This window comes from Curtobacterium flaccumfaciens UCD-AKU, assembly GCF_000349565.1.
Classification (GTDB): domain Bacteria; phylum Actinomycetota; class Actinomycetes; order Actinomycetales; family Microbacteriaceae; genus Curtobacterium; species Curtobacterium poinsettiae.
Genome location: NZ_KB714630.1, coordinates 45,568 through 65,948 on the forward strand (window position 1 = coordinate 45,568; position 20,381 = coordinate 65,948).

Sequence of the window (20,381 nt, forward strand, 5' to 3'; positions counted from 1 at the left end):
CCCTCGAGCGGATCGGCCGCCGTCGAGCGGATCAGCCGCGGTCGGCGGGCTCCGCAGCCGCGTCGGAGCGCTCGGACTCCCCCTCGGACCGCCGCGCCGCCCGGCGACGCGCCACCAGGTCCGCACCCGCCAGCACCAACGCCAGCGCCATCAGCGACACCGTGAACGTCGTGCCGCTGCGGAACGCGTCGTGGTACGCGTCGAGCCGGCTGCCCGGACCGGAGCCGCCGGACCCCGACCCCGCCGTCTGGCTCCGGACGATGCCGTAGAAGATGCTCGTCGCGACCGCGGTACCGATCGCCGTCCCGACCCGCTGCCCGAGCTGCTGCATCGAGCCCGCGACACCGGACTGCTCGACGGGGATCTCGGCCAGGGTCAGCGTCTGGTTCGGTGACACCACGAACCCGCCACCGAGACCACCCACCAGGAACGCTCCGGCCATCGCCCACGGGGTGACCTCCGGCGGAGTGGCGACCGCGGCGAGCATGAGCAGCAGGAAGCCGACGACGACCATCCCGAGCCCGGCGACGACCAGCGCCCGCCCGACCCGGTCGACGATCCGTCCGCCGATGTACGAGCCCACGGCACTCGTCGCCGCGAAGGGGATGCTCACCATGCCGGCGAACAGCGGCGAGAGGCCGAGGCCCTCCTGCAGGTAGAGCGTCACGATGAGGAAGGACGCCGGCAGCGCCGCGAAGTAGACGGCGACGATCGACAGTCCGTTGCGGTACGACGACAGTCGGAAGAGCTCGAAGTGCACCACGGGCGACTTGCCCTGCCGCTTGAACCGCTGTTCCCAGAGCACGAACAGCACGAGGAACACCGCGAAGCCGACCAGCCAGAACCAGCGCGTCGCGGAACCACCACCGCCGCTGGTCAGCACGAAGGGCAGCATCAGGGTGACGATGGCCGCACCGAGCAGCAGGATGCCGACGACGTCCAGTTCGCGGTCCTGCGCCGTCCCCTGAGCCCCCTTCGGCAGCAGGCGGATGGCGAAGACGAGCGCGGCGATGCCGAGGGGCACGTTCATCCAGAACAGCAGCCGCCAGCCGGACTCCTCGCCGCCGATCGCGATGAGGCCACCACCGATGGTCGGGCCGAGTGCGGTGGAGATGCCGATCATCGCGCCGAACAGCCCGAACGCACGGCCCCGCTCCGGCCCCCGGAACAGCTGCTGCACGAGTCCGATGACCTGGGGCATCTGGATGCCGGCGGCGAAGCCCTGCAGGATCCGGGTGACGATCAGGACCTCGATGTTCGGCGCCACGGCGCACAGCAGACTCGATCCGGTGAACGCGCTGAGCCCCACGATGAACATGACCCGTCGGCTCTTCAGGTCGCCGAGCCGGCCGGCGGGCACGAGGGCGAGACCGAAGGCCAGCGCGTACCCCGCCACGATGAGCTGGAGCGACGAACTGGTGGCCCCGAGGGACTGCTCGATCGAGGGCAGCCCGACGTTCACCTTCGACAGGTCGAGGATCGTCAGGGCCGCGACCGCCACGCAGACGGCGAAGGCGCGCCACCGGGTGCGGTCATCGAGGCGGGCGTCGGTCGGTTCGGCGTTGGACATCCCGTCCGTGGTACACCTGCGGCGACGAACACGGTCCGGACAGCCCTGTACCCCGGTTGGCTCCGACGGCCCCGATCGGCCCGTTCGGACACCCCGCAGCGAGCGGACGAGGGGCCCCCTCGTGGCCCCCCGTACTGGGGGCACGGATGTGGACATCCGTCCGCGCGAGTCCGCTCAGCGGGACGAGACCTGAGTTATCGTGCTCCAGACGGCAGGTCACGTGACGCCCTCGGATTCCCTAGATCCGAACGGTGGAACAGACCCGTCGTGTTCGTCCGAAGACCCTAACCCGAGGGGTGATACAGACGATGACATCATCGTTCCCGAGCGGAACCGAGTGCACCCTCACTCGACGACCGCATCCAATCCACGACAGTTCCGGCGCGCGCTCAGTCGCCGCCTCTCGTCCGCGCTCCGCCACGGTCACCCGCCGTGCAGCAGCCCGGTCCGCCGCAGTGCGCCCCGTCGCAGCGACCCCCGTGTTCGCCGACGCCCTCCTCGCAGCATCCGCCTCCGGACCCGGAGGCCGGTGAGTCATGGCACTCACCGGTCGACGTCTCGAGGTCGACCGGATCGCGACCCTCGCAGTGCTCCCACGGGAGTCCGCGATGGTCGTGGTCGGCGACCCTGGTTCCGGACGCAGCAGCGTCCTCGACGCGGTCTCGAACCGCGTTTCCCTGCCCATCGTCCGGGTCGGTGTCAACGGGAGTGAATCCCGCTGGCCACTGGCCGGGGTGACCTCCCTGTTCACCGCGCTGGACGACCCACGAGCGACCGCGCACATCGCCCACCTGCTGCAGGCCGGTGGGACCGCGGCCGCTGTGACGGCCGGACTGGCGGCGGCGCACGACTTCCTCGACGCCGTGCACGCTCTGACCCTGCCGCCGACGCTCGTCCTCATCGACGACCTCGACCGGATGGACACGGAGAGCCAGGAGCTCATCGCGTTCCTCGCCGGACGACTCGCGGGCACCGCCCTGCGCGTCGTGGCGACGGTCCGCTCGGTGCCGTCGGACGGTCCGCTCGCGGCCCTGCCGACCCTGCGCATCGAACCGCTGCCGTCGGACGAGGCCCTGCTCCTCGCCCGGTCCATGGCACCGGCCGAGGCGAACGACGGCGTCCTCGCCGTCCTCGCCGAGGAGACCGGCGGCAACCCCGGCGCACTCCGCGAACAGCTCGCGGTGCTCACCCGGGAGCAGCTCACCGGTGCCGAGCCGATCGTGCTCCCGCTCCGCCCCACTCCGACCACCGAGGCCATCGCTGCGCTCGCACTCGAGCCGGCCGCAGGACGCGATCTGGACGTCCTCGCGAAGCTCGCCCTGGTGCCCGTCGCGAAGACCACGGCGTGGGACCGGGACGAGCTGGACGACCTGGTCGGGGCCGGTCTCGCGACCGTCCGCGGGCAGAGCGTCACCGTGCGGCATCCGCTGGTCCGTTCCGCGCTCTACTGGCGGATGCCCGCCCGTGACCGCCGCGCGGCACACGCCGAGCTGGCCACGGCGAGCGCCGAGACCGACCCGCGGTCGGCCGCGTGGCACCGGAGCTTCGTCGACGACGTCCCCGACGTGGTCGCGCTGCTGCAGGCCGCACGGTCGTACGTCGTGGACGGCGCCGTGCACGCCGCGATCGCGCTGACCGAGCGTGCCCTGCACATCGGTGGCGGGACCGAGGACGAGCACGTCGCGCTCCTCGGGGTCGCGGAGGCCATGCTCGGCAAGCGTCTGCTCGGTTTCGCCGCGCGGTACCTGGCGGCGCTCCGTCCGTTCCGGACGACGCCGAACGAGGTCCGCCGGCTGCGTCTGCAGTACTCGGCCGAGTACCTCAGCGGTGACGCCGTGCACGCGGACGAGTTGCTCGTCCCCGTCGACGCGACCGACCCCACCGAGGTGGACGCCGTCGCCGGACTGATGGCCATGGTGGCGTGCTTCCGCGCCGAGGCGTGGGAGCTCGACCAGGCGAAGGACCTGCTGCACCGGATCGAACCGCTCGAGGCGTCGGCGTCCGCGCACACCCTCGAGATCACGACGACCGCGCGCGAGCTCATCGCCGCGGTGGACGGCGTGCTGCCGCCCGACACCGAGCTGCACGACGGGCTCGCGACGTCGGCGCTCGTGGCGATGTCCGACCCGGCCCTGCTGCTCCTCGCCCACGCGCTGAGCATCGGCGAGCGCTACCGGAGCGCGCGACGGGTGTTCGCACTCGTGCTCGCCCGTGGGCAGGAGTCCGCGGCGGTGTGGAACGAGGCGGCCCGGTACCTGACGTCCGAGAACGAGGTGCGCTCCGGCAACTTCCGGCAGGCGCTCCGCGCGATCGACGTCTGGGAGTCCGGCTCGTCCGTCGCCGAGCGGCTGCGTGAGCCGTCCCGGGCGATCGCCGTCGCGTGGCGGCACTTCGCCGAGGGCCGGTCGGCCGAGGCGCTCGACGTGGTGGACCGGTGCCTCGAGCACCGTTCGACGAGTCGGCTCTGGGGTGCGACGGCGAAGCTGCACGCGCTCCGCGGCAAGGTCCTGCTGCTCGACGGTCGGCTCGACGAGGCAGCGACCGCGCTCGAGGCCGCCGACGCGATCGGCCGGTCGCTCCGGAACCCGGCGGTGCTCCGGCACCTCGGTGACCTGGTCGAGGCGTACGTGCGCCTCGGTCGGATCGAGGATGCCCGGACGATCACGGCCCGTCTCGCTGCGGACCACCACGCCCGCCCGGGTCGGTGGGGTGCCCTGGTGCTGGCGCGGAGCCTGGCGCTCGTCGCCGACGACACCACCCGCGAGTCGGCTCGTCGCCGCGCGCTGGAGCTGTTCCAGCCGCACGACTCGCAGTACGAGCGGGCTCGCACGTTCGCGGCGCTGGCTGCGGTCGGCAACCCTGCGGAGCGTCCGCGCCTGGGTGCGGCGGCCGCAGCGGCCTACGAGGCGGCGGGCCTGCGTCGTCCGCTCGTGACCCCGGCGCCGGCTGCGGCGATGCCGCCGTTCGGCACGGGCTCGTCGTCGGTCCGGTCCGCGCCGGTGCTGTCGCCGGCGTTCCCCGGGACGCCGCGCAGCGCGCCGGACGCGTCGGCGGTGCTCACGTCGCTGACCGCCGAGGAGCGCGCGGTGGTGCAGAAGGTCACCGAGGGGTACCGCAACCGTGAGATCGCGTCGTCGCTGTTCATGTCGCAGCGCACGGTGGAACTGCGGCTCACGCAGATCTACCGCAAGGTCGGCGCGCGGTCGCGATCGCACCTGGTCGCGCTCCTCACGTAGGAGACGCCACCACAGGATGAAGGGGAGGCCCGGTACCAGCTGGTACCGGGCCTCCTGTCCGTCTGCGCTCCACGTCTTCACGCAACCGACCTCGCAGGCTCGGTCGGCGCTGGCGCCGCGCGCCGCTGGCGCGTCGCTCCACGCGAAGCGCGCGCGGTTGCGGGAGTCCGCACGCGCCCGCAGGGCGGTGTGCCCCCGCGCGCGGGGAACCGCAAGAGCGGCCGACCGGTGTTGCCGTGGGGTCGGCGGCGGGTGAGGCTTCTCCTGCACCGACCGCCGTGCCCCTCCCCCGGGGCCAGCCCGCGGTACCCCCGTCCGGTACCCGAGCCCCTCGGCCCAACGACACCGACGTCCGTCCTCGCCTGATCCGAGGACGGGCGCCGGTTCCCTCGCCCAGGGGACCCGGACGCGCGGCAGACCCGACGGCGGTCGGTGCAGCCCCACCGCCCCGTTCCACCCACCCTCGCTCCCCCGAAGGGACAACCGATGTGCGGCATCATCGCGGCCCGCGTGTCTGACGACGCGACCCCCTACCTGCTCGACGGACTCGAACGACTCGAGTACCGCGGGTACGACTCCGCCGGCATCGCCGTCCGGACGGCCGTCGGCGGCGCCGAGACGATCCGCTCGGTCTCCCGCGTCGGCGACCTGCGCACGCTCGTCGCGGCCCGTTCCGGCGACGCGCTCACCGGCATCGGCATCGGTCACACCCGCTGGGCCACGCACGGTGCGGTGCGTGAGGCGAACGCACACCCGCACGCCGACTGCACCGGCCGGATCTCGATCGTGCACAACGGCATCATCGAGAACGCGGAGCGGCTGCGGCAGACGCTCGAGGCGCAGGGGCACCGGTTCCGGTCCGACGTCGACTCCGAGGTCATCGCCCACCTGGTCGAGCGGGCCCTGACGGTCGACCCGGACCTGATGCTCGCGGTGCAGATCGCGACGGCGCAGCTCGAGGGGTCGTGGGCGATCGTGGTGCTGGACGCCCGGGACGGCCGGATGGTCGTGGCGGCGGACCGTTCCCCGCTGGTCGTCGCCCGCTCCGGCCGCGGTGACTTCGTGGCGAGCGACATCGGTGCGATCGCCGAGTGGTGCGAGACGTTCGTGGCGCTCCGCGACGGCGACGTCGTCGAGCTCGGCGAAGCCTGGACCTGGTCGTCCGACGGCATCACGGTGCCCGTGCCGTTCCCCACGGCGTCCCCGTTCGCCGCGGCCGCGCTCGACCTCGGTGACCACACCGACCACATGGCCAAGGAGATCGGCGAGCAGGCCGACGTCGTCGCGACGATCCTGGACCGGGTGGCCCGGCGCACCGCCGACGGCAGCATGTGGGTGGGCCTCGGTCTGGCCGGCTTCCACCGGCTGGCGATCGTCGCCTGCGGCACGTCGTTGAACGCCGGTCAGGTGATCGCGACGGCACTGCGCGGGATCGGCGGGGTGCCGACCGACATCGTCGTCGCGAGCGAGGCCGACCAGGCCGTGCTCGGTCCTGGCACCCTGGTCGTCGCGATCAGCCAGTCCGGTGAGACGGCCGACGTGCTCCGCGCCCTGGACCGGTTCGAGGACCGCCACCCGGTGCTCGCGCTGACGAACAACATGCACTCCTCGCTGGCCCGACGAGCGGACGCCGTGCTCGACTGCCACGCCGGTCCGGAGATCGGGGTCGCCGCCACGAAGACGTTCACGGCGCAGGTCGTCGTCGGCGTCGCGGCGATGATCGCCGCGATGGTCGCCTCCGGCCGCATCGAGCCGTCGCACGCCCAGGTGCTCGTCGACGAGCTGCTCGACCTGCCCGCCCGGATCGAGCACGCCGCGCGGGTGTCCGCCGAGCGGATGCCGCTGCTGGCGTCGAGCGTCAAGGAGGCGACCGGATTCCTGTTCCTCGGCCGTGGCACCGGGCTGCCGTACGCCGCCGAGGGCGCCCTGAAGCTCAAGGAGCTCAGCTACCGCTGGGCCGAGGCCTACCCCGCCGGTGAACTCAAGCACGGACCGCTCGCCCTGGTGGACGAGGGCACACCGGTGGTCGTCATCGACCACGGCGAACCGAAGATCCGGTCGGCGATCGCCGAGGTCCGGGCCCGCGGTGGTTTCGTCATCACCATCGGCGGCGAGTCGGCGGACATCCCCGCGCTCGGCCGCCGTGGCACCGGTGGCCTGGCCTGGGGCGCGATGACGGCGCCGTGGGGTCCGCTCGAGGCCGTCGTGCCGCTGCAGATGCTCGCCCGTGAACTCGCCCTGCAGCTCGGGTGCGACGTCGACAAACCCCGGAACCTGGCGAAGTCGGTGACGGTCGAGTAGCCGGGCGCCGACGCGTGAACCGCCTGACGGTGTTCCTCGCCGTCCTCACCGCCCTGGCGATCGCCAGCACCGTGGTCCTGGTCACGGTGGTGCTGACGACCGCTGTGCTCCCCTGACGCCGGTCCCGCAGGATCTTCCTGGGCGGGGCTGCGATGCTGGTGGCTTGACCACCGCAGCCCCGCCCCTCGTCTTCGTCGCGCTCCTCGTCGGCGCCGTCCTGCCGTTCGTGCCGTTCGTCGGCCGTGTGGCACGCATCGCCGCCACCATCGCGCACGAGGTCGGACACGCGATCGTCGTCGTGCCGTTCGGCGGACGGATCCAGCGCATCGAACTGCACCCGGACGGCTCCGGCGAGGCCTGGGTCCAACTCGGACGGGTGCCCGGCGGCATCCGGTGGCTCGTCCGCATCCTCAACCTGTACGCCGGCTACAGCGCACCCCTGTGGGCGGGTGTGCTCCTGGTCACCGGGGTGCTGCACGGCTCCCGCTGGCTGCCCGTGGTGGTGCTCGCGGTCATCGGCCTCGTGGCGCTCGCCTTCGTCCGGAACTGGTTCGGCCTGCTCGTCGTGCTCGGCTTCGACGCCCTCGCCCTGTGGGTGGCCGTCCGCCCGTCCGAGGTGACCGTGCTGGTGGTCGCCGCCGTCGGGGCCTTCTTCGTCGTCGACGGCCTGCGGTCGGTGGTGCAGGTCGGTCGCTGGCTGCTCACCGGCGCCCGGGTGCAGACCGACTTCCACATCGCCGCAGCCGAGATGCGGGTGCCGGCGTCGCTGTGGTTCGTGCTGTTCGTCCTCGTCAACGCCGTCGCGGTGTGGCTGGCGCGTGAGCCCCTGCTCCAGGTCTGGGACACCGTCGTCGCCGGGGTCCGCGCGCTCGTCTGAGGGGTGGCGGCCACGTAACCGGGGGCCGCAATCGCCTGTCCGCTCCGAGGGGCTGCGAGGCTACCGCCACACGACCCCCGGAGGTGTCCCATGGCGACCGACGACCACGGCTTCGCGACCGAACAGGTGCACGGCGGCTTCGTGCCCGACGCCGGGCACGGCGCCCGGGTGCCCGCGATCCACATGTCCTCCGGGTTCCTGTTCGACGACTTCGACCAGGCCCGTGACCGCTTCGCCGACACCGACGACGGCTACACCTACACGCGACTCGGCAACCCCACGAACGCCGACGTCGAGCGTCGCGTGGCGCTGCTCGAACGCGGGGTCCAGGCGATCCTGGTCGGCAGCGGCCAGGCGGCGGCGACCGTGGCGTTCCTCGGTCTGCTGCAGACCGGCGACCACGTCGTCAGCGCCCGGAGCATCTACGAGGGCACCCGCGGACTGCTGCTGCAGAACCTCGGCCGGCTCGGCATCGAGGTCGACTTCGTCACCGACGCCCGCGACCTCGACGCCTGGGCAGCCGCGGTCCGGCCGAACACCAAGGCGTTCTTCGCCGAGACGATCCCCAACCCGAAGAACGACGTCCTCGACATCGCCGGCGTCGCCGAGACCGCGCACCACGCCGGGGTCCCGCTGATCGTCGACAACACCCTCGCCACGCCGTACCTGGTGCGCCCGGTCGAGCACGGTGCGGACATCGTCGTGCACTCGGCGTCGAAGTTCCTGTCCGGGCACGGTGCCGGACTCGGCGGGGTGGTCGTCGACGGCGGCCGCTTCGACTGGTCCGCCGCCCCCGAGCGCTGGACGCACCTGACCAGCCCCGAACGGTCCCTCGGCGGCGAGAGCTACGTCGAGCGGTACGGCAACCGGGCGTTCGCCGTGTTCGCCCGCGACGTCGTCGCCGCACGCATCGGTCCGGCGCCGTCCCCGTTCAACGCGTTCCTGCTCCGCCAGGGCATCGAGACGCTGTCGCTGCGGGTGGAACGCCACTGCGCGAACGCGCTGGCCGTCGCGTCCTGGCTGGACCAGCAGCCGGAGGTGACGAGCGTCGACCATGCGGGCCTGGCCTCCAGTCCGTTCCACGACCTCGCCCAGCGCTACCTGCCCCGTGGGGCCGGATCCGTCTTCGCCTTCACGCTCGCCGGTGGCGGAGCCGCCGCGCGGGCGTTCATCGACGCCGTGCAGCTGTTCAGCCGGATGACCCACCTGGGCGACGTCCGCTCGCTGATCCTGCACCCGGCGACCACCACGCACGCCGGCCGCACGCCGGAAGAACGCGCCGAGCAGGGCATCGACGACGGCCTGATCCGGCTGTCGGTGGGCATCGAGGACATCGCGGACCTGCTCCGCGACCTGGAACGCGGGTTCGCCGCCGTGCGGTCCGCAGCGACCACCGGCCTGGAGGCACGTGGAGCGTCCGACGCGCACCGCTCGTCGGTCGGTGGGCCGGCCCTCGACCGGCAGGAGCGCTGAATGGCCGAGCTGCAGCACTTCGGGTACTTCTTCTCGCGGGGCTTCGGCCCGCAGGCGTGGGGGCGGTCCGACTGGGACTGGGGCCACGACTGGACGAAGCCCGAGCTGTACCAGCAGTCCGTCCGGACACTCGAGCAGGCCGGCATGGACCTGGTCATCGCCGAGGACGCCGTCTCGCTCGGGAACCCCGCGACCCTCGACCTGCGCATCCGGCAGGCGTACGGCGGCCCGAAGCACGACCCGCTGCTGCTCGCGCCGTACCTGTTCGCCGCCACCTCGCACATCGGCATCGCGCCGACCGTCAACGCGGGGATCACCCCGCCGTACCTGGCGGCACGGCAGTTCGCGACCCTGGCACACCTGTCCTCGGACCGCCTGGGGATCAACGTCGTCACCGACGTCGGCAGTGCACGGCACGCCGGCCTGCCGCCGCTGCCCCACGACCAGGCGTACGACCGCGCCGAGGAGTGGATCACGCTGCTCCGCCGGCTCTGGCACTCGTGGGGCGACGGGTACGTCGGGGCGCCGGACTCCTGGCACTTCGCGGACGGGGACGCCCTCGACGCGTTCCACCACGAGGGCACCCACTTCACCGCCGACGGGCCGCTCAACGCGTTGCCGCTCGCCTCGGACCCGGTCGTCGTCTCCCCCGGCGGCTCCGGTCGTGGGCTCGCGTTCGCCGGGACCCACTCGGACGTGCAGCTCGCGCTCGCGCCGTTGTCGGCCGCCGCGGTGACGGACTACCGAGCACGGGTGATCGCTGCAGCGGAAGCGGCGGGGCGCTCCGCGTCGGACCTGCGGATCCTGTTCGTGCTCAAGCCGGTGATCGTGTCCTCGCCGGAGGAGGCAGACCGCATCGTCGCGGCGTCCGAGCACCCCACCGACGACGCGCTGCGTGCGGCGGCCATCGCGTCGTCGAGCGACTCCGAGACCGACCTGCTCGCGCTCGACCTGGACGCCCCGGTACCCGACGGGACCTTCGGTGAGCACGTCTCGGCCGGCACGATCCGCGGGCTGCTCGGGGACACTCCGGACGCACCGCTGCGGGAGTTGCTCACTCGCAAGGCACGGCAGGGGCGGATCGCGTCACGCTCGGGGTTCGTGGGGACCGCCGACGAGTTCGCGGACTTCGTCGAGGAGCTCGGCAGCGACGCCGACAACGACGGGATCATCTTCTCGGGTGACCTGCACCCGGCGCAGATCCACCGGATGTTCGGCGACCTGGTGCCCGTGCTCCGGCGCCGCGGGCTGCTGCGACGGGACTACGGCACCGGAGGGATCCGGGCGAACCTGTTCGACTTCTAGCGGGAGCGGCGGCGAGCTACTTCTTCTTGGACTTCTTGCCGTCGTCCTTCTTGGACTGCTTCTTGTCGTCGTCCTTCTTCGACTGCTTCTTGTCGTCGTCCTTCTTCGACTGCTTCTTGCCGTCGTCCTTCTTCGACTGCTTCTTCTTGCCGTCGTCCTTCTTCGACTGCTTCTTCTTGCCGTCGTCCTGCTTCGACTGCTTCTTCTTGTCGCCGTCCTGCTTGGACTTCTTCTTCTTGCCGTCGTCCTGCTTCGACTTCGCCTTGCTCGCACCCGTCGGCAGCGGCAGGACGGCCGACACGGCCTCCCGCTCCGCCTGCGAGGCGTCGGCGTCGCCGGGCGCAGCCTCGGTCTCCGGCGACTCCACCCCGTCGATCGGCGCGACGACCACGGCGGAGCCGGTGTCCAGCTCGACGTCGACCGCGTGCTCCTCGAGCACCGGCGCCAGGGCATCGGCGACCCGTTCGACCGTGAGCACCGCGTCCGCCTCGGCGAGTCGGAGCAGCGCCTGCGCGGTCCGCACGCGGGTCGTGGACCGGCGCGCGAGGACGTCGGACCGTGCCCCCTCGAGGAACGTCCGCAGGGCGCGTTCCACGACGGAGCGGCCGCGCGGGGCAGCGCGGTCGAGCCGGTCGAGTTCCCCGGCGACCCCGGAGACGTCGTCGGCGACGTGCTCGTGCCGGACCGACTCGATGAGCGCGGCGATGGCGGCGGCGGCACGTTCCACCCCGGCGGAGCGCTGGTCGAGCACGACGAGCATCTCGACCACCGACCCGTACGTGACGGTCTCGAGGCGAACCGGCTCCGCGCCGCGGCCGCGAACGACCAGACGGGTGTCGGGGTTCGGCAGCCATGCGGCGAGAGCGGCGACCGTGGCGACGGAGCCCACGATCCGCTCGTACTCGCTGAGCACCACTCGTTCCTGCTCCCGCAGACGGACACGGATCGCGATCTCCTGCACCACGTGCTGACCTCTCGTTCGGGTTCGACGCGAGCGTGTTCTGCGCGCCTGCTCCGCAGCGTAGTCCTCGGACGTGGCGGAACAGGAAACGCCCCGGCACTGTCCAGGGGACGGTGCCGGGGCGTTCAGGTGGCTCAGCGTGACAGCGGTTCGTCGTTCGGCGAATGGTGGAGATGGGGGGAATCGAACCCCCGTCCATCGCTGCAATTCGACGTCTTCTACGGGCGTATCCGGATAGTTCGTTCTGCTCGGCCCCGTCCTTTGCTACCGGCTTCTAGGACGACGGGCCCAGTCTCAGTGCAAGTCCCGCACGGCCCTGAGGCGCAACCGTGCAGCAAGTCCTCTGGATGACGTCGGGATCAGGTTAGGGGACGGTCACCTGGCCGACGGACTTCATGTGCTGGGCTGCTTACGCAGCGAGAGCGAAGTCAGTGCGCTTGGAATTGGCACTTGTTGGTTTCCACGGATCGTTAACGAGATAACCGTGGGTCCTCGGCCCGCTTCCCGTCGGCACACAGGCAATGTCGAAACCGATCATCCCCATGCGGGCCGGACGTGCGAACCGCTGTCACGCTGTTGAGTTGCCAATGCCCCGATCGGAGCAGTCCCCCAGTCTAGCCGAGGACGTGCGTCGGCGCTACTCGCCGACGCGGTTCCGCGTGCGCATGGCCCGCTCGGCCTCACGCTTGTCGGTCTTCTCGCGCAGGGCCTGGCGCTTGTCGAACTCGCGTTTGCCCTTCGCGACGGCGATCTCGATCTTGGCCCGACCGTCGTGGAAGTAGATCTGCAACGGCACCAGGGTGTAGCCACCCTGCGCCGTCTTGTGCGAGATCTTCACGATCTGCTGCTTGTGCAGGAGCAGCTTGCGCTTCCGTCGGGGCGAGTGGTTGTTCCACGTGCCCTCGGTGTACTCCGGGATGTGCACGGCGTCGATCCAGGCTTCGCCACCGTCGATGAAGGCGTACCCGTCGACGAGTGACGCACGCCCCATGCGCAGGGACTTCACCTCGGTGCCGGACAGGACCATGCCTGCTTCGTACGTGTCCTCGATGAGGTAGTCGTGTCGGGCGCGACGGTTCGTCGCGACGATCTTCTCACCGCGTTCCTTCGCCATGACGACTCCTCTCGATGGTGACCGGTGCACTGCGCCGGACGGTTCCGCGCAGCCCTACAGACTACTCAACACGAAGCGGGCGGCGCACCTTCCCGGCGCGCCGCCCGCTCGCGGATGCTGTGCTGCGTCAGACCTTCAGGTACCGACGGATGGCGATCGATGCCGATGCCGCTGCGAGGAGCACCCCGATCACGATCACCGCGGGGACCACGATGGCCGCGTCCCCCATGCCGATGAACGCCGTGCCGGTGAAGCGCTCCGCCAGGAAGTTCCGGACGAAGAACCACACCACGGCGGTGATCGCGCCGCCGGCCAGGACGGCTCCGATGGCTGCGGCGATCACCCCCTCGAGCACGAACGGTGTCTGGATGAACCGGTTCGACGCACCCACGAGTCGCATGATGCCGAGCTCTCGCCGTCGACTGAACGCCGACAACCGGATCGTCGTCGCGATGAGCAGCACGGCCGCCACGAGCATGAGCCCCGCGATGCCGATCGCCGTGTACGACGATGCGTTGAGCAGGTTGAAGATCGGTTGCAGGTACCCGCGTTGGTCGACGACGCTCTGCACGCCGGCGACCTTCGACAGGCTCTCGACCAGGACATCGGCCTGCGACGGGTTCTTCAGGTTGACCCAGAAGGTCTCGTTCAGGTACTCCGGCTTGACGAACTCCGTCGCGGCCGAGTCCTTGAACTGCTCCTTGAACCGGGTGAAGGCCTGGTCCTGGTTCTCGTAGTAGGTCTTCTCGATGTAGGGCTTGAGCGTCGACGACTCGAGTTGCGCCTGGACCTGTTCGCGCTGGTCCGCGGTGGCCTTCGCGCCGGTGCAGTTGCCCGTGGTGTCGGTGTCGGTGCACAGGTAGACGGCGACCTGCGCCCGGTCGTACCAGTACCCCTTCATCTGGTTGATCTGCATCTGCAGCAGGATCGCGGTACCGACGAAGGTCAGTGAGATGAAGGTCACGAGGACGACGGAGACGACCATCGACGCGTTGCGCCGCAGGCCCGAGCCGACCTCGGACATGACGAGTCCGAGCCTCATCGGATGAGCCCCGGGATCGTCTGGATGCCGGTGGTGTTGGACACGGTGCCTCGCTGGATCGGGACGGCCTGGGTCTGGTAGCCGCCGGACTGCTCGTCACGCAGGACGGTGCCGTTCGAGAGCTCGATGACCCGCCGCTGCATCTGGTTCACGATGCTGGCGTCGTGCGTCGCCATCAGCACGGTGGTGCCTCCCTGGTTGATGCGTTCGAGGAGCGCCATGATGCCGGCGGACGTGGTGGGGTCCAGGTTTCCGGTGGGCTCGTCGGCCAGCAGGATCGCCGGCTTGTTCACGACGGCGCGGGCGATGGCCACACGCTGCTGCTCACCACCGGAGAGTTCGTGCGGCATGCGGGTGGCCTTGCCGGCGAGTCCGACGAGCTTCAGCACGTCGGTCACGGCTTCACTGATGAAGCCCTTGCTCTTGCCGATGACCTGTAGCGAGAACGCCACGTTGTCGAACACGTTCTTGTTCGGCAGCAGACGGAAGTCCTGGAACACCACGCCGAGGTTGCGTCGGAAGTACGGGACCTTCCGCGACGCCAGGGACCCGAGGCGCTGCCCGAGCACGTGGATCTGCCCGCTGGTGGGCTTCTCCTCCTTGAGCACGAGGCGCAGGAAGCTGGACTTGCCGGAACCGGACGCGCCCACGAGGAACACGAACTCACCCTTGAGGATCTCGAGGGTGAGGTTGTCGAGCGCCGGACTCGGGTTGCCCGAGTAGACCTTGGTGACCTGGTCGAATTTGATCATGACCGGATCAGGGTAGGTCGCCCCGCTTGGAAAGCAAGCGAGGCGCGCGGCTCACGGACCCCTAGTCGGCGACGGATTGCTTGCGCCAACGGATGCCGGCGTTGATGAAGCCGTCCAGATCGCCGTCGAACACGGCTGAGGGGTTGTTCACCTCGTGCTCCGTCCGGAGGTCCTTGACCATCTGGTACGGCGCCAGGACGTACGAGCGGATCTGATCGCCCCAGCTCGCCGTGATGTTGCCGGCGAGCTCCTTCTTCTTCGCGTTCTCCTCTTCCTTCTTCAGCAGGAGCAGGCGCGACTGCAGCACGCGCATGGCGGCTGCGCGGTTCTGGATCTGTGACTTCTCGTTCTGCATCGAGACCACGGTGCCGGTCGGGATGTGCGTCAGCCGCACCGCCGAGTCGGTCGTGTTGACGGACTGTCCACCGGGGCCCGACGAGCGGAACACGTCGACACGGATGTCGTTCTCGGGGATGTCGATGACGGCGGTCTCCGGCATGAGCGGGATGACCTCGACCGCGGCGAAGGACGTCTGGCGCTTGCCGGCGGCGCCGAACGGCGACATCCGGACCAGGCGGTGGGTGCCGGCCTCGACCGACAGCGTGCCGAACGCGTGCGGGGCGTCGATCTCGAACGTCGCGGACTTGATGCCCGCTTCTTCGGCGTAGGAGGTGTCCATCACGGTGGTCTTGAAGTTGTGCTGCTCGGCGTACCGGAGGTACATGCGGAGGAGCATCTCGGCGAAGTCCGCCGCGTCGACACCACCGGCGCCGGCACGGATCGTGATGACGGCCGGACGGTCGTCGTACTCGCCGTCGAGGAGCGTCTGCACCTCGAAGTCGCCGATCATCTTCTGGATCGCCTTGAGCTCGGCGAGGGCTTCGTCGGCCGACTCCTGGTCGTCGCCCTCGTTCGCCATCTCGACCAGCACCTCGAGGTCGTCGATGCGCTGCTCGGTGTCGGTGATCTTCTTCAGCTCCGACTGCCGGTGCGAGAGCGAGCTCGTCACCTGCTGCGCGTGGTCGACGTCGTCCCAGAGGTCCTGGGCCCCGGCCTGCTCGCTGAGGTCGGCGATCTCACGCTGCAGGCGGTCGACGTCGACCACCGAGCGGATGTTGCCGAAGGTCTCGCGAAGGGCGGAGAGCTGCTCGGTGAAGTCCAGTTCGACCATGGTCATCGATCCTACCGGCGCCAGTCCGACTCGGCCGACCGGGGGTCAGTAGTCGATGTGCTCCGTCCGTCCCGACGACAGGGCACGAGTGGCCGCCTCGGCGATGGCCTGGGCCCTGAGCCCGTCCTCCAGGGAGACCGGCGGCTCGGATCCGGACTCGAGCGACGCGACGAAGGCGGCGAGCGTCGCGGCGTAGGTGGGCTGCACACGCTCGAACCAGCCGTCGTGGAGTCCGTCCGCGACGATCTGCCCATCGGTGTAACGAGCGACGTTCCCGCGGTGGTTCCGCCGCGACTCGACGAGTCCGGACGATCCCATGACCTCGATGCGCTCGTCGTACCCGTAGCCGGTGCGCCGCACGCTGTCGATCTGCACGAGCGCGCCGGAGGGCATCGTGAGAGTCGTGACCGATGTGTCCACGTCGCCGAACTCGCGGATGGCCGGGTCGACGAGCGCGGAACCCGCCACCGCGACCGTCACCGGGTCCTCGCCGGTGATCCACCGCACGAGGTCGAAGAAGTGCACGGTCTGGTCACGAAGCTGTCCGCCCGAGACCCGCAGGTAGTCGAGCGGCGGCAGGGACGGACCGCGGGAACTGAGCTGGACGAGCTCGACCGCCCCGATCTCCCCCGCGGCGACGATGCGCTGCAGCTCGGCGTGGTCGCGGTCCCACCGCCGGTTGAAGTCGAGCATCGCCGGCACGCCGCTGGCACGCACGTCCTCGACCACGGCGACCGCGTCGGCGAACCCGGCAGCGATGGGTTTCTCGCAGAGCACGGCGATCCCGGCGTCGGCGGCAGCGCGCAGGTGCCGCGCGTGGGTGTCGGTGGAGGAAGCGACGAAGACCGCGTCGACCTGCGCCGCGTCGAACGCCTCGTCCTGGGTGAGCACCCGCGTGCCGTGGCGTGCCGCCAGCGACGCAGCGCGGTCACGATCGACGTCGTGGATCCCCACGAAGTCGACGTCGGGGTGCGCTCCGAGGGACGCGGCGTGCACGGCGCCGATGAAGCCGGCACCGACGAGTGCGAAGCGTTGCGTCATGATCAGCCCACCAGGATCGCGGTCTGGTCGTGCATCGTGCGTGCGACGACGGCGGGATCCTGTTCGTTCGCCCGGTCGGAGAACATCTCGGTGACCCACCATCCGTCGTAGCCGGTGGCCTTGATCGCCTCGACCCACTGCTGCAGCGGGATCGCGCCACCGCCGATCACGACGTTGCGGTGGACGGCTTGGTCGGGAACCGTCCGGTCGCGGTCCAGGTCGAACCCGTCCGACAGGTGGACGGCCTTGATGACCGACGCGGGCAGCGCTCGGACCTCGGCCAGCGTGTCCCCGGTCGTCCAGAAGTGCCAGGTGTCGAGTGCGATGCCGACGTTGTCGCGCCCGGCCTCCTCGATGATGTCCAGCGCGTGCCGGCATCGGTTGAGGTGCGCCCACGCGAGGGGCTCCAGGTAGACCTCGAGTCCGTGGTCCGCGGCGATGTCCGCCGCCAGACGGACGTTCGCTCCGGTGATGCGGACCGCTGCGTCCTCGTCGAGCCCCAGCGTCGCCCGGTACCGGGTGTCGTCGTCGGCCAGGCGGCCCGCGCGGTGGTCACGGACGACCGCGGAATCGACCGGCCCGGTGCACAGCTGCACGATGGGCGCCCCGACGGCGGTCGCCACACCGCACATGCGCTCGACCTCCGCCACGAAGTCGTCGCGACCGGCACCCTGACGCTCGATGTCGAGCACCGCACCGAGCCCCGTCACTTCGAGCCCCTCGAGCAGCGGCGGCAGCGTCCGGATGTCGTAGCCGGCGTCGAGGTACCGGTAGAGCTTCGGGCTCTGCAGCTCGATCCCGCCGTACCCGGCTTCCCTCGCCAGTCGGATGTCCTGGACGACGTTGCCGTGGAACGTCGTCGTGACGTTCATGGAGATCTTCGGGGGCATCTGCGCTCGCTTCGTTGGACAGCACTGGAATGAACTGGACCGGTCCAGAATAGGACTAGCCTGCATCCATGTCGAGACCGCACCACGCCCCGACCATCCGGGACGTCGCCGAGCACGCCGGGGTCTCGAAGTCGCTGGTCTCGCTCGCGCTCCGCGGCGACCCAGGGGTCAGTGACGCTCGTCGCGCGGCCGTCGAACGAGCAGTCGCCGAACTCGGCTACCGACCGAACCGCGCAGCCAGGAGCCTCGGTGAGCAGCGGACGGGCACCGTCGGCGTGCTGCTGAACGACCTGCGGAACCCCTGGTTCGTCGACCTGCTCGCCGGCCTGACCGCCACACTCGACACCGTCGGGCTGGCACCCATCCTGGTCGACTCGGCGACCACCCGGCGTGTGGGCGGCTCCCCCGTGGACATGCTCCTGCGACAACAGGTCGACGGGATCGTCGTGGTCGGCACCACCGAGGACGACGCCGCGCTCCGACGGGCCGCCCAGGAGATCCCGGTGGTCCTCGCCGGGACCTACGAGCCTGACGACCTGCACACCGACGTGGTCGTGAACGACGACCACGCCGGCGCGTCGATCGCGACCGAGCACCTCCTCGCACTCGGGCACACGCGGATCGGTCACCTCGTCGGCCCGGGGCGCGTCGGGGAGCTCCGCGAGCAGGGTTTCCGCACGACGATGACCCGCCACGGTGCCGACGCCGTCGTGGTGCCGGCCGGCATGAGCGAGGAGAGCGGGTACGCGGCGGCCCGACGAGTCCTGGCCACGGCTGACCGTCCGACCGCGCTCGTCGCCTACAACGACCTCGTCGCCATCGGCGCGTTGTCCGCGGCCGACGACCTGGGCCTGGCCGTCCCGGACGACGTGTCGCTCGTCGGCTACGACGACACGTACCTCGGCAGCATCCGGCACATCTCGCTGACCACGGTCGACAACGGGACCTTCGCGATCGGGGCCCAGGCCGCACGCTGGCTCGGGGAACGCGTGCACGGCCGAACGCCGGAGCCGCGCGTGCACCGAGTGCCGGTGTCACTGGTGGTGCGGCGCACGACGAGCAGTCCGAGACCGACGGCCGACGACCGCTGACGACGGACGCGCCGACCGTGCGGTGTCCCAGCGCGCCCGCCTGTCCGGCGCGCTGGGAAACGGCCGACCGGGAGGCCCGGCGCAGGTCCGTCACACCGGTCACGGTGACGTCGACCGGGGGCCTGCCACCCGCGTCCGCCCGCGGCGCGACACGCCGGCGGACGCCGCTGTGTCAGGATCGCGTCGCTGGCGACACTCCTGAGGTGAGAGGGGGCAACCGTGGATGACGGTGCCAACGCCGACGCAGCACTGAGGCGTCGACTCGCGAACGGCGAACGTGCGGCGTTGGCTGACGCGTTCGATCGGTACGCGCCCACCCTGACCCGCTTCGCATGGGCCCTGGCCTCCAGCAGCGAGGACGCCGAACGGATCGTGCAGGACACCTTCCTCACGCTCTGGCAGCGCGGCGGAACGCTCCGTCTGGCGACCGACGCCCTGCTGCCCTGGCTGCTCGTCGTGTGCCGCGACCACGCGCGCCGCCCCGGCACGGGTGACGGCGACACCGCAGGTCCCGACGCGGACGGTGCCCGCGTCGGACTGCGTTGGGTCCGCGACGAGATCGATGCGCTGGCACCCGTCGACCGCCGCCTCTGCGAAGCCTGCCTCGTCGACGGACGCTCCTACGCGGACGCCGCCGAGGCCCTCGGCCTCACCGTCGACGCTGCTCCCCGCGGTGCAGCCCGATCCCGTGCCCGACTGCAGAAGGCGGTGATGCACGATGAACACTGAGCCTCCCTCCGGCGACGACCTGCAGCGCATGCTCGTCGCGATGAAGCGCACCGTGCTCACCCGCGCGACCGAACAGCGCCCTGCGCCGCGCCGACGTGGTCGCCGCGCCGCGATCGTCATCGGTGTCGTCGCCCTGCTCGGCCTCGGGATCACCGGTGGTGGCGTCGCACTCGGCGTGATCCCGCAGCCGTTCCCCGCCGACCCCGCCCCCGTCTCCACGCCGGGGCCCACCGAACCGGCCACGACCAGCACCCCGGAGTCCGCTCCGGTCCAGGAGACCCCGGAGCCCACAGCCCCACCGACACGATCCACTGCCCCGACACCGAGCAAGGGCCCCTTCGCGCTCGACGACCCGTCCTCGTTGACCATCTCGGGCAACGAGGTCGGTCCGATCGCGCTCGGCGGCGCCACGGAGGCGGAGAGCGACGACCTCGCGCAGGCGTACCGTCTGGTGCCCGCGACGCCGAGCACGTGCACGGCTCCGGGAACGTGGGCGCGCGACGGCAGCCCGACGCTGCGGATCACCGAGGAGGACGACCGCGTGACCGGGGTCCTGATCGGCACCGAGGGTGACTCTGCCCGGACGACGACGGCTGGGCCGACGACCGCCGCGGGGATCGGTGTGGGGTCGAGCTCCGATGCACTCCGGGCCGCGTACCCGTCACTCACGGAACGGATCTCGACACCGGACGGATCCTGGTCGCGGTGGGACGTCCAGCTGCCCGGCGGCCTCGTCTCGTTCCAACTCGGCGAGGGCGGGGCGAACGTCGAATCGGTGTGGGTCAGCGCGGAGCAGAACCTGCCCACCGCGGTCTGCGACCTCTGAGC

16 protein-coding genes and 1 other RNA gene are annotated in these 20,381 nt (G+C 70.9%); 8 read left to right on the forward strand and 9 right to left on the reverse strand.

From position 1 onward, the window contains the following. Positions 1-31: 31 nt before the first annotated feature. Positions 32-1,570 (reverse strand): MFS transporter, encoded by a 1,539-nt coding sequence (locus tag H489_RS33395; RefSeq protein WP_017888205.1) that lies wholly within the window; start codon positions 1,568-1,570, stop codon positions 32-34. A 536-nt stretch (positions 1,571-2,106) separates the two neighbouring features. Here H489_RS33395 and H489_RS33400 point away from each other — a divergent pair. The 5 genes from H489_RS33400 (at position 2,107) to H489_RS33415 (ending at position 10,762) form a co-directional block, all read left to right on the forward strand. Further along, positions 2,107-4,806, forward strand: coding sequence for a helix-turn-helix transcriptional regulator (locus H489_RS33400; RefSeq protein WP_017888206.1), 2,700 nt, complete (start codon positions 2,107-2,109; stop codon positions 4,804-4,806). Positions 4,807-5,292: 486 nt separating this feature from the next. Beyond that, positions 5,293-7,107 carry a glutamine--fructose-6-phosphate transaminase (isomerizing) gene (gene glmS, locus H489_RS33405; protein ID WP_017888207.1) on the forward strand — a complete coding sequence of 605 codons (1,815 nt, stop codon included), beginning with the start codon at positions 5,293-5,295 and terminating at the stop codon, positions 7,105-7,107. Positions 7,108-7,270: 163 nt separating this feature from the next. Then, on the forward strand, positions 7,271-7,984 hold the full coding sequence (locus H489_RS37045) for a M50 family metallopeptidase (protein ID WP_017888209.1): 714 nt from the start codon (positions 7,271-7,273) through the stop codon (positions 7,982-7,984). Positions 7,985-8,074: 90 nt separating this feature from the next. Continuing rightward, positions 8,075-9,457, forward strand: coding sequence for an O-acetylhomoserine aminocarboxypropyltransferase/cysteine synthase family protein (locus tag H489_RS33410; RefSeq protein WP_017888210.1), 1,383 nt, complete (start codon positions 8,075-8,077; stop codon positions 9,455-9,457). Beyond that, the gene (locus H489_RS33415) at positions 9,458-10,762 is read left to right on the forward strand and encodes an LLM class flavin-dependent oxidoreductase (protein ID WP_017888211.1); all 1,305 of its coding nucleotides are present in this window, start codon (positions 9,458-9,460) and stop codon (positions 10,760-10,762) included. Between the two features lie 16 nt (positions 10,763-10,778). On the opposite strand, the gene H489_RS37050 is transcribed toward H489_RS33415, so the two are convergent. The 8 genes from H489_RS37050 to H489_RS33445 all read right to left on the reverse strand — a co-directional run bounded on the left by H489_RS37050 (position 10,779) and on the right by H489_RS33445 (position 17,733). After that, positions 10,779-11,726 (reverse strand): hypothetical protein, encoded by a 948-nt coding sequence (locus H489_RS37050; RefSeq protein WP_017888212.1) that lies wholly within the window; start codon positions 11,724-11,726, stop codon positions 10,779-10,781. 162 nt (positions 11,727-11,888) lie between these two features. Next, positions 11,889-12,265: a transfer-messenger RNA gene (gene ssrA / locus H489_RS37430) on the reverse strand. A gap of 95 nt (positions 12,266-12,360) precedes the next feature. Further along, complete coding sequence (gene smpB, locus H489_RS33420) at positions 12,361-12,837, reverse strand: SsrA-binding protein SmpB (RefSeq protein WP_017888213.1); 477 nt, start codon at positions 12,835-12,837, stop codon at positions 12,361-12,363. 127 nt (positions 12,838-12,964) lie between these two features. After that, positions 12,965-13,879: a permease-like cell division protein FtsX gene (gene ftsX, locus H489_RS33425; RefSeq protein ID WP_017888214.1), complete on the reverse strand. Its 915-nt coding sequence runs from the start codon at positions 13,877-13,879 to the stop codon at positions 12,965-12,967. Beyond that, complete coding sequence (gene ftsE / locus H489_RS33430) at positions 13,876-14,631, reverse strand: cell division ATP-binding protein FtsE (protein WP_017888215.1); 756 nt, start codon at positions 14,629-14,631, stop codon at positions 13,876-13,878. Before ftsE ends, ftsX begins: the two co-directional genes overlap by 4 nt. A 61-nt stretch (positions 14,632-14,692) precedes the next feature. Continuing rightward, positions 14,693-15,802, reverse strand: coding sequence for a peptide chain release factor 2 (gene prfB, locus H489_RS33435; protein ID WP_017888216.1), 1,110 nt, complete (start codon positions 15,800-15,802; stop codon positions 14,693-14,695). 45 nt (positions 15,803-15,847) lie between these two features. After that, the gene (locus tag H489_RS33440) at positions 15,848-16,843 is read right to left on the reverse strand and encodes a Gfo/Idh/MocA family oxidoreductase (RefSeq protein WP_017888217.1); all 996 of its coding nucleotides are present in this window, start codon (positions 16,841-16,843) and stop codon (positions 15,848-15,850) included. 2 nt (positions 16,844-16,845) lie between these two features. After that, a complete protein-coding gene (locus H489_RS33445; RefSeq protein ID WP_017888218.1) occupies positions 16,846-17,733 on the reverse strand; it encodes a sugar phosphate isomerase/epimerase family protein in 888 nt (295 codons plus the stop codon). A gap of 68 nt (positions 17,734-17,801) precedes the next feature. On the opposite strand from H489_RS33445, the gene H489_RS33450 reads away from it, so the two are divergent. The 3 genes from H489_RS33450 to H489_RS33460 all read left to right on the forward strand — a co-directional run bounded on the left by H489_RS33450 (position 17,802) and on the right by H489_RS33460 (position 20,379). Next, a complete protein-coding gene (locus tag H489_RS33450; protein WP_017888219.1) occupies positions 17,802-18,824 on the forward strand; it encodes a LacI family DNA-binding transcriptional regulator in 1,023 nt (340 codons plus the stop codon). Positions 18,825-19,109: 285 nt separating this feature from the next. Beyond that, a complete protein-coding gene (locus tag H489_RS33455) occupies positions 19,110-19,553 on the forward strand; it encodes an RNA polymerase sigma factor (RefSeq protein WP_228500798.1) in 444 nt (147 codons plus the stop codon). Then, positions 19,543-20,379 (forward strand): hypothetical protein, encoded by an 837-nt coding sequence (locus H489_RS33460; protein WP_152427326.1) that lies wholly within the window; start codon positions 19,543-19,545, stop codon positions 20,377-20,379. Before H489_RS33455 ends, H489_RS33460 begins: the two co-directional genes overlap by 11 nt. The last annotated feature ends 2 nt before the right edge of the window (positions 20,380-20,381 follow it).

Bases quoted from the DNA above. Each gene is read 5' to 3' on its own strand.
- H489_RS33395 (WP_017888205.1), bottom strand. From the start codon at position 1,570: ATGTCCAACGCCGAACCGACCGACGCCCGCCTCGATGACCGCACCCGG.
- H489_RS33400 (WP_017888206.1), top strand. From the start codon at position 2,107: ATGGCACTCACCGGTCGACGTCTCGAGGTCGACCGGATCGCGACCCTC.
- glmS (WP_017888207.1), top strand. From the start codon at position 5,293: ATGTGCGGCATCATCGCGGCCCGCGTGTCTGACGACGCGACCCCCTAC.
- H489_RS33410 (WP_017888210.1), top strand. From the start codon at position 8,075: ATGGCGACCGACGACCACGGCTTCGCGACCGAACAGGTGCACGGCGGC.
- H489_RS33415 (WP_017888211.1), top strand. From the start codon at position 9,458: ATGGCCGAGCTGCAGCACTTCGGGTACTTCTTCTCGCGGGGCTTCGGC.
- smpB (WP_017888213.1), bottom strand. From the start codon at position 12,837: ATGGCGAAGGAACGCGGTGAGAAGATCGTCGCGACGAACCGTCGCGCC.
- ftsX (WP_017888214.1), bottom strand. From the start codon at position 13,879: ATGAGGCTCGGACTCGTCATGTCCGAGGTCGGCTCGGGCCTGCGGCGC.
- ftsE (WP_017888215.1), bottom strand. From the start codon at position 14,631: ATGATCAAATTCGACCAGGTCACCAAGGTCTACTCGGGCAACCCGAGT.
- prfB (WP_017888216.1), bottom strand. From the start codon at position 15,802: ATGGTCGAACTGGACTTCACCGAGCAGCTCTCCGCCCTTCGCGAGACC.
- H489_RS33440 (WP_017888217.1), bottom strand. From the start codon at position 16,843: ATGACGCAACGCTTCGCACTCGTCGGTGCCGGCTTCATCGGCGCCGTG.
- H489_RS33445 (WP_017888218.1), bottom strand. From the start codon at position 17,733: ATGCCCCCGAAGATCTCCATGAACGTCACGACGACGTTCCACGGCAAC.
- H489_RS33450 (WP_017888219.1), top strand. From the start codon at position 17,802: ATGTCGAGACCGCACCACGCCCCGACCATCCGGGACGTCGCCGAGCAC.
- H489_RS33460 (WP_152427326.1), top strand. From the start codon at position 19,543: ATGAACACTGAGCCTCCCTCCGGCGACGACCTGCAGCGCATGCTCGTC.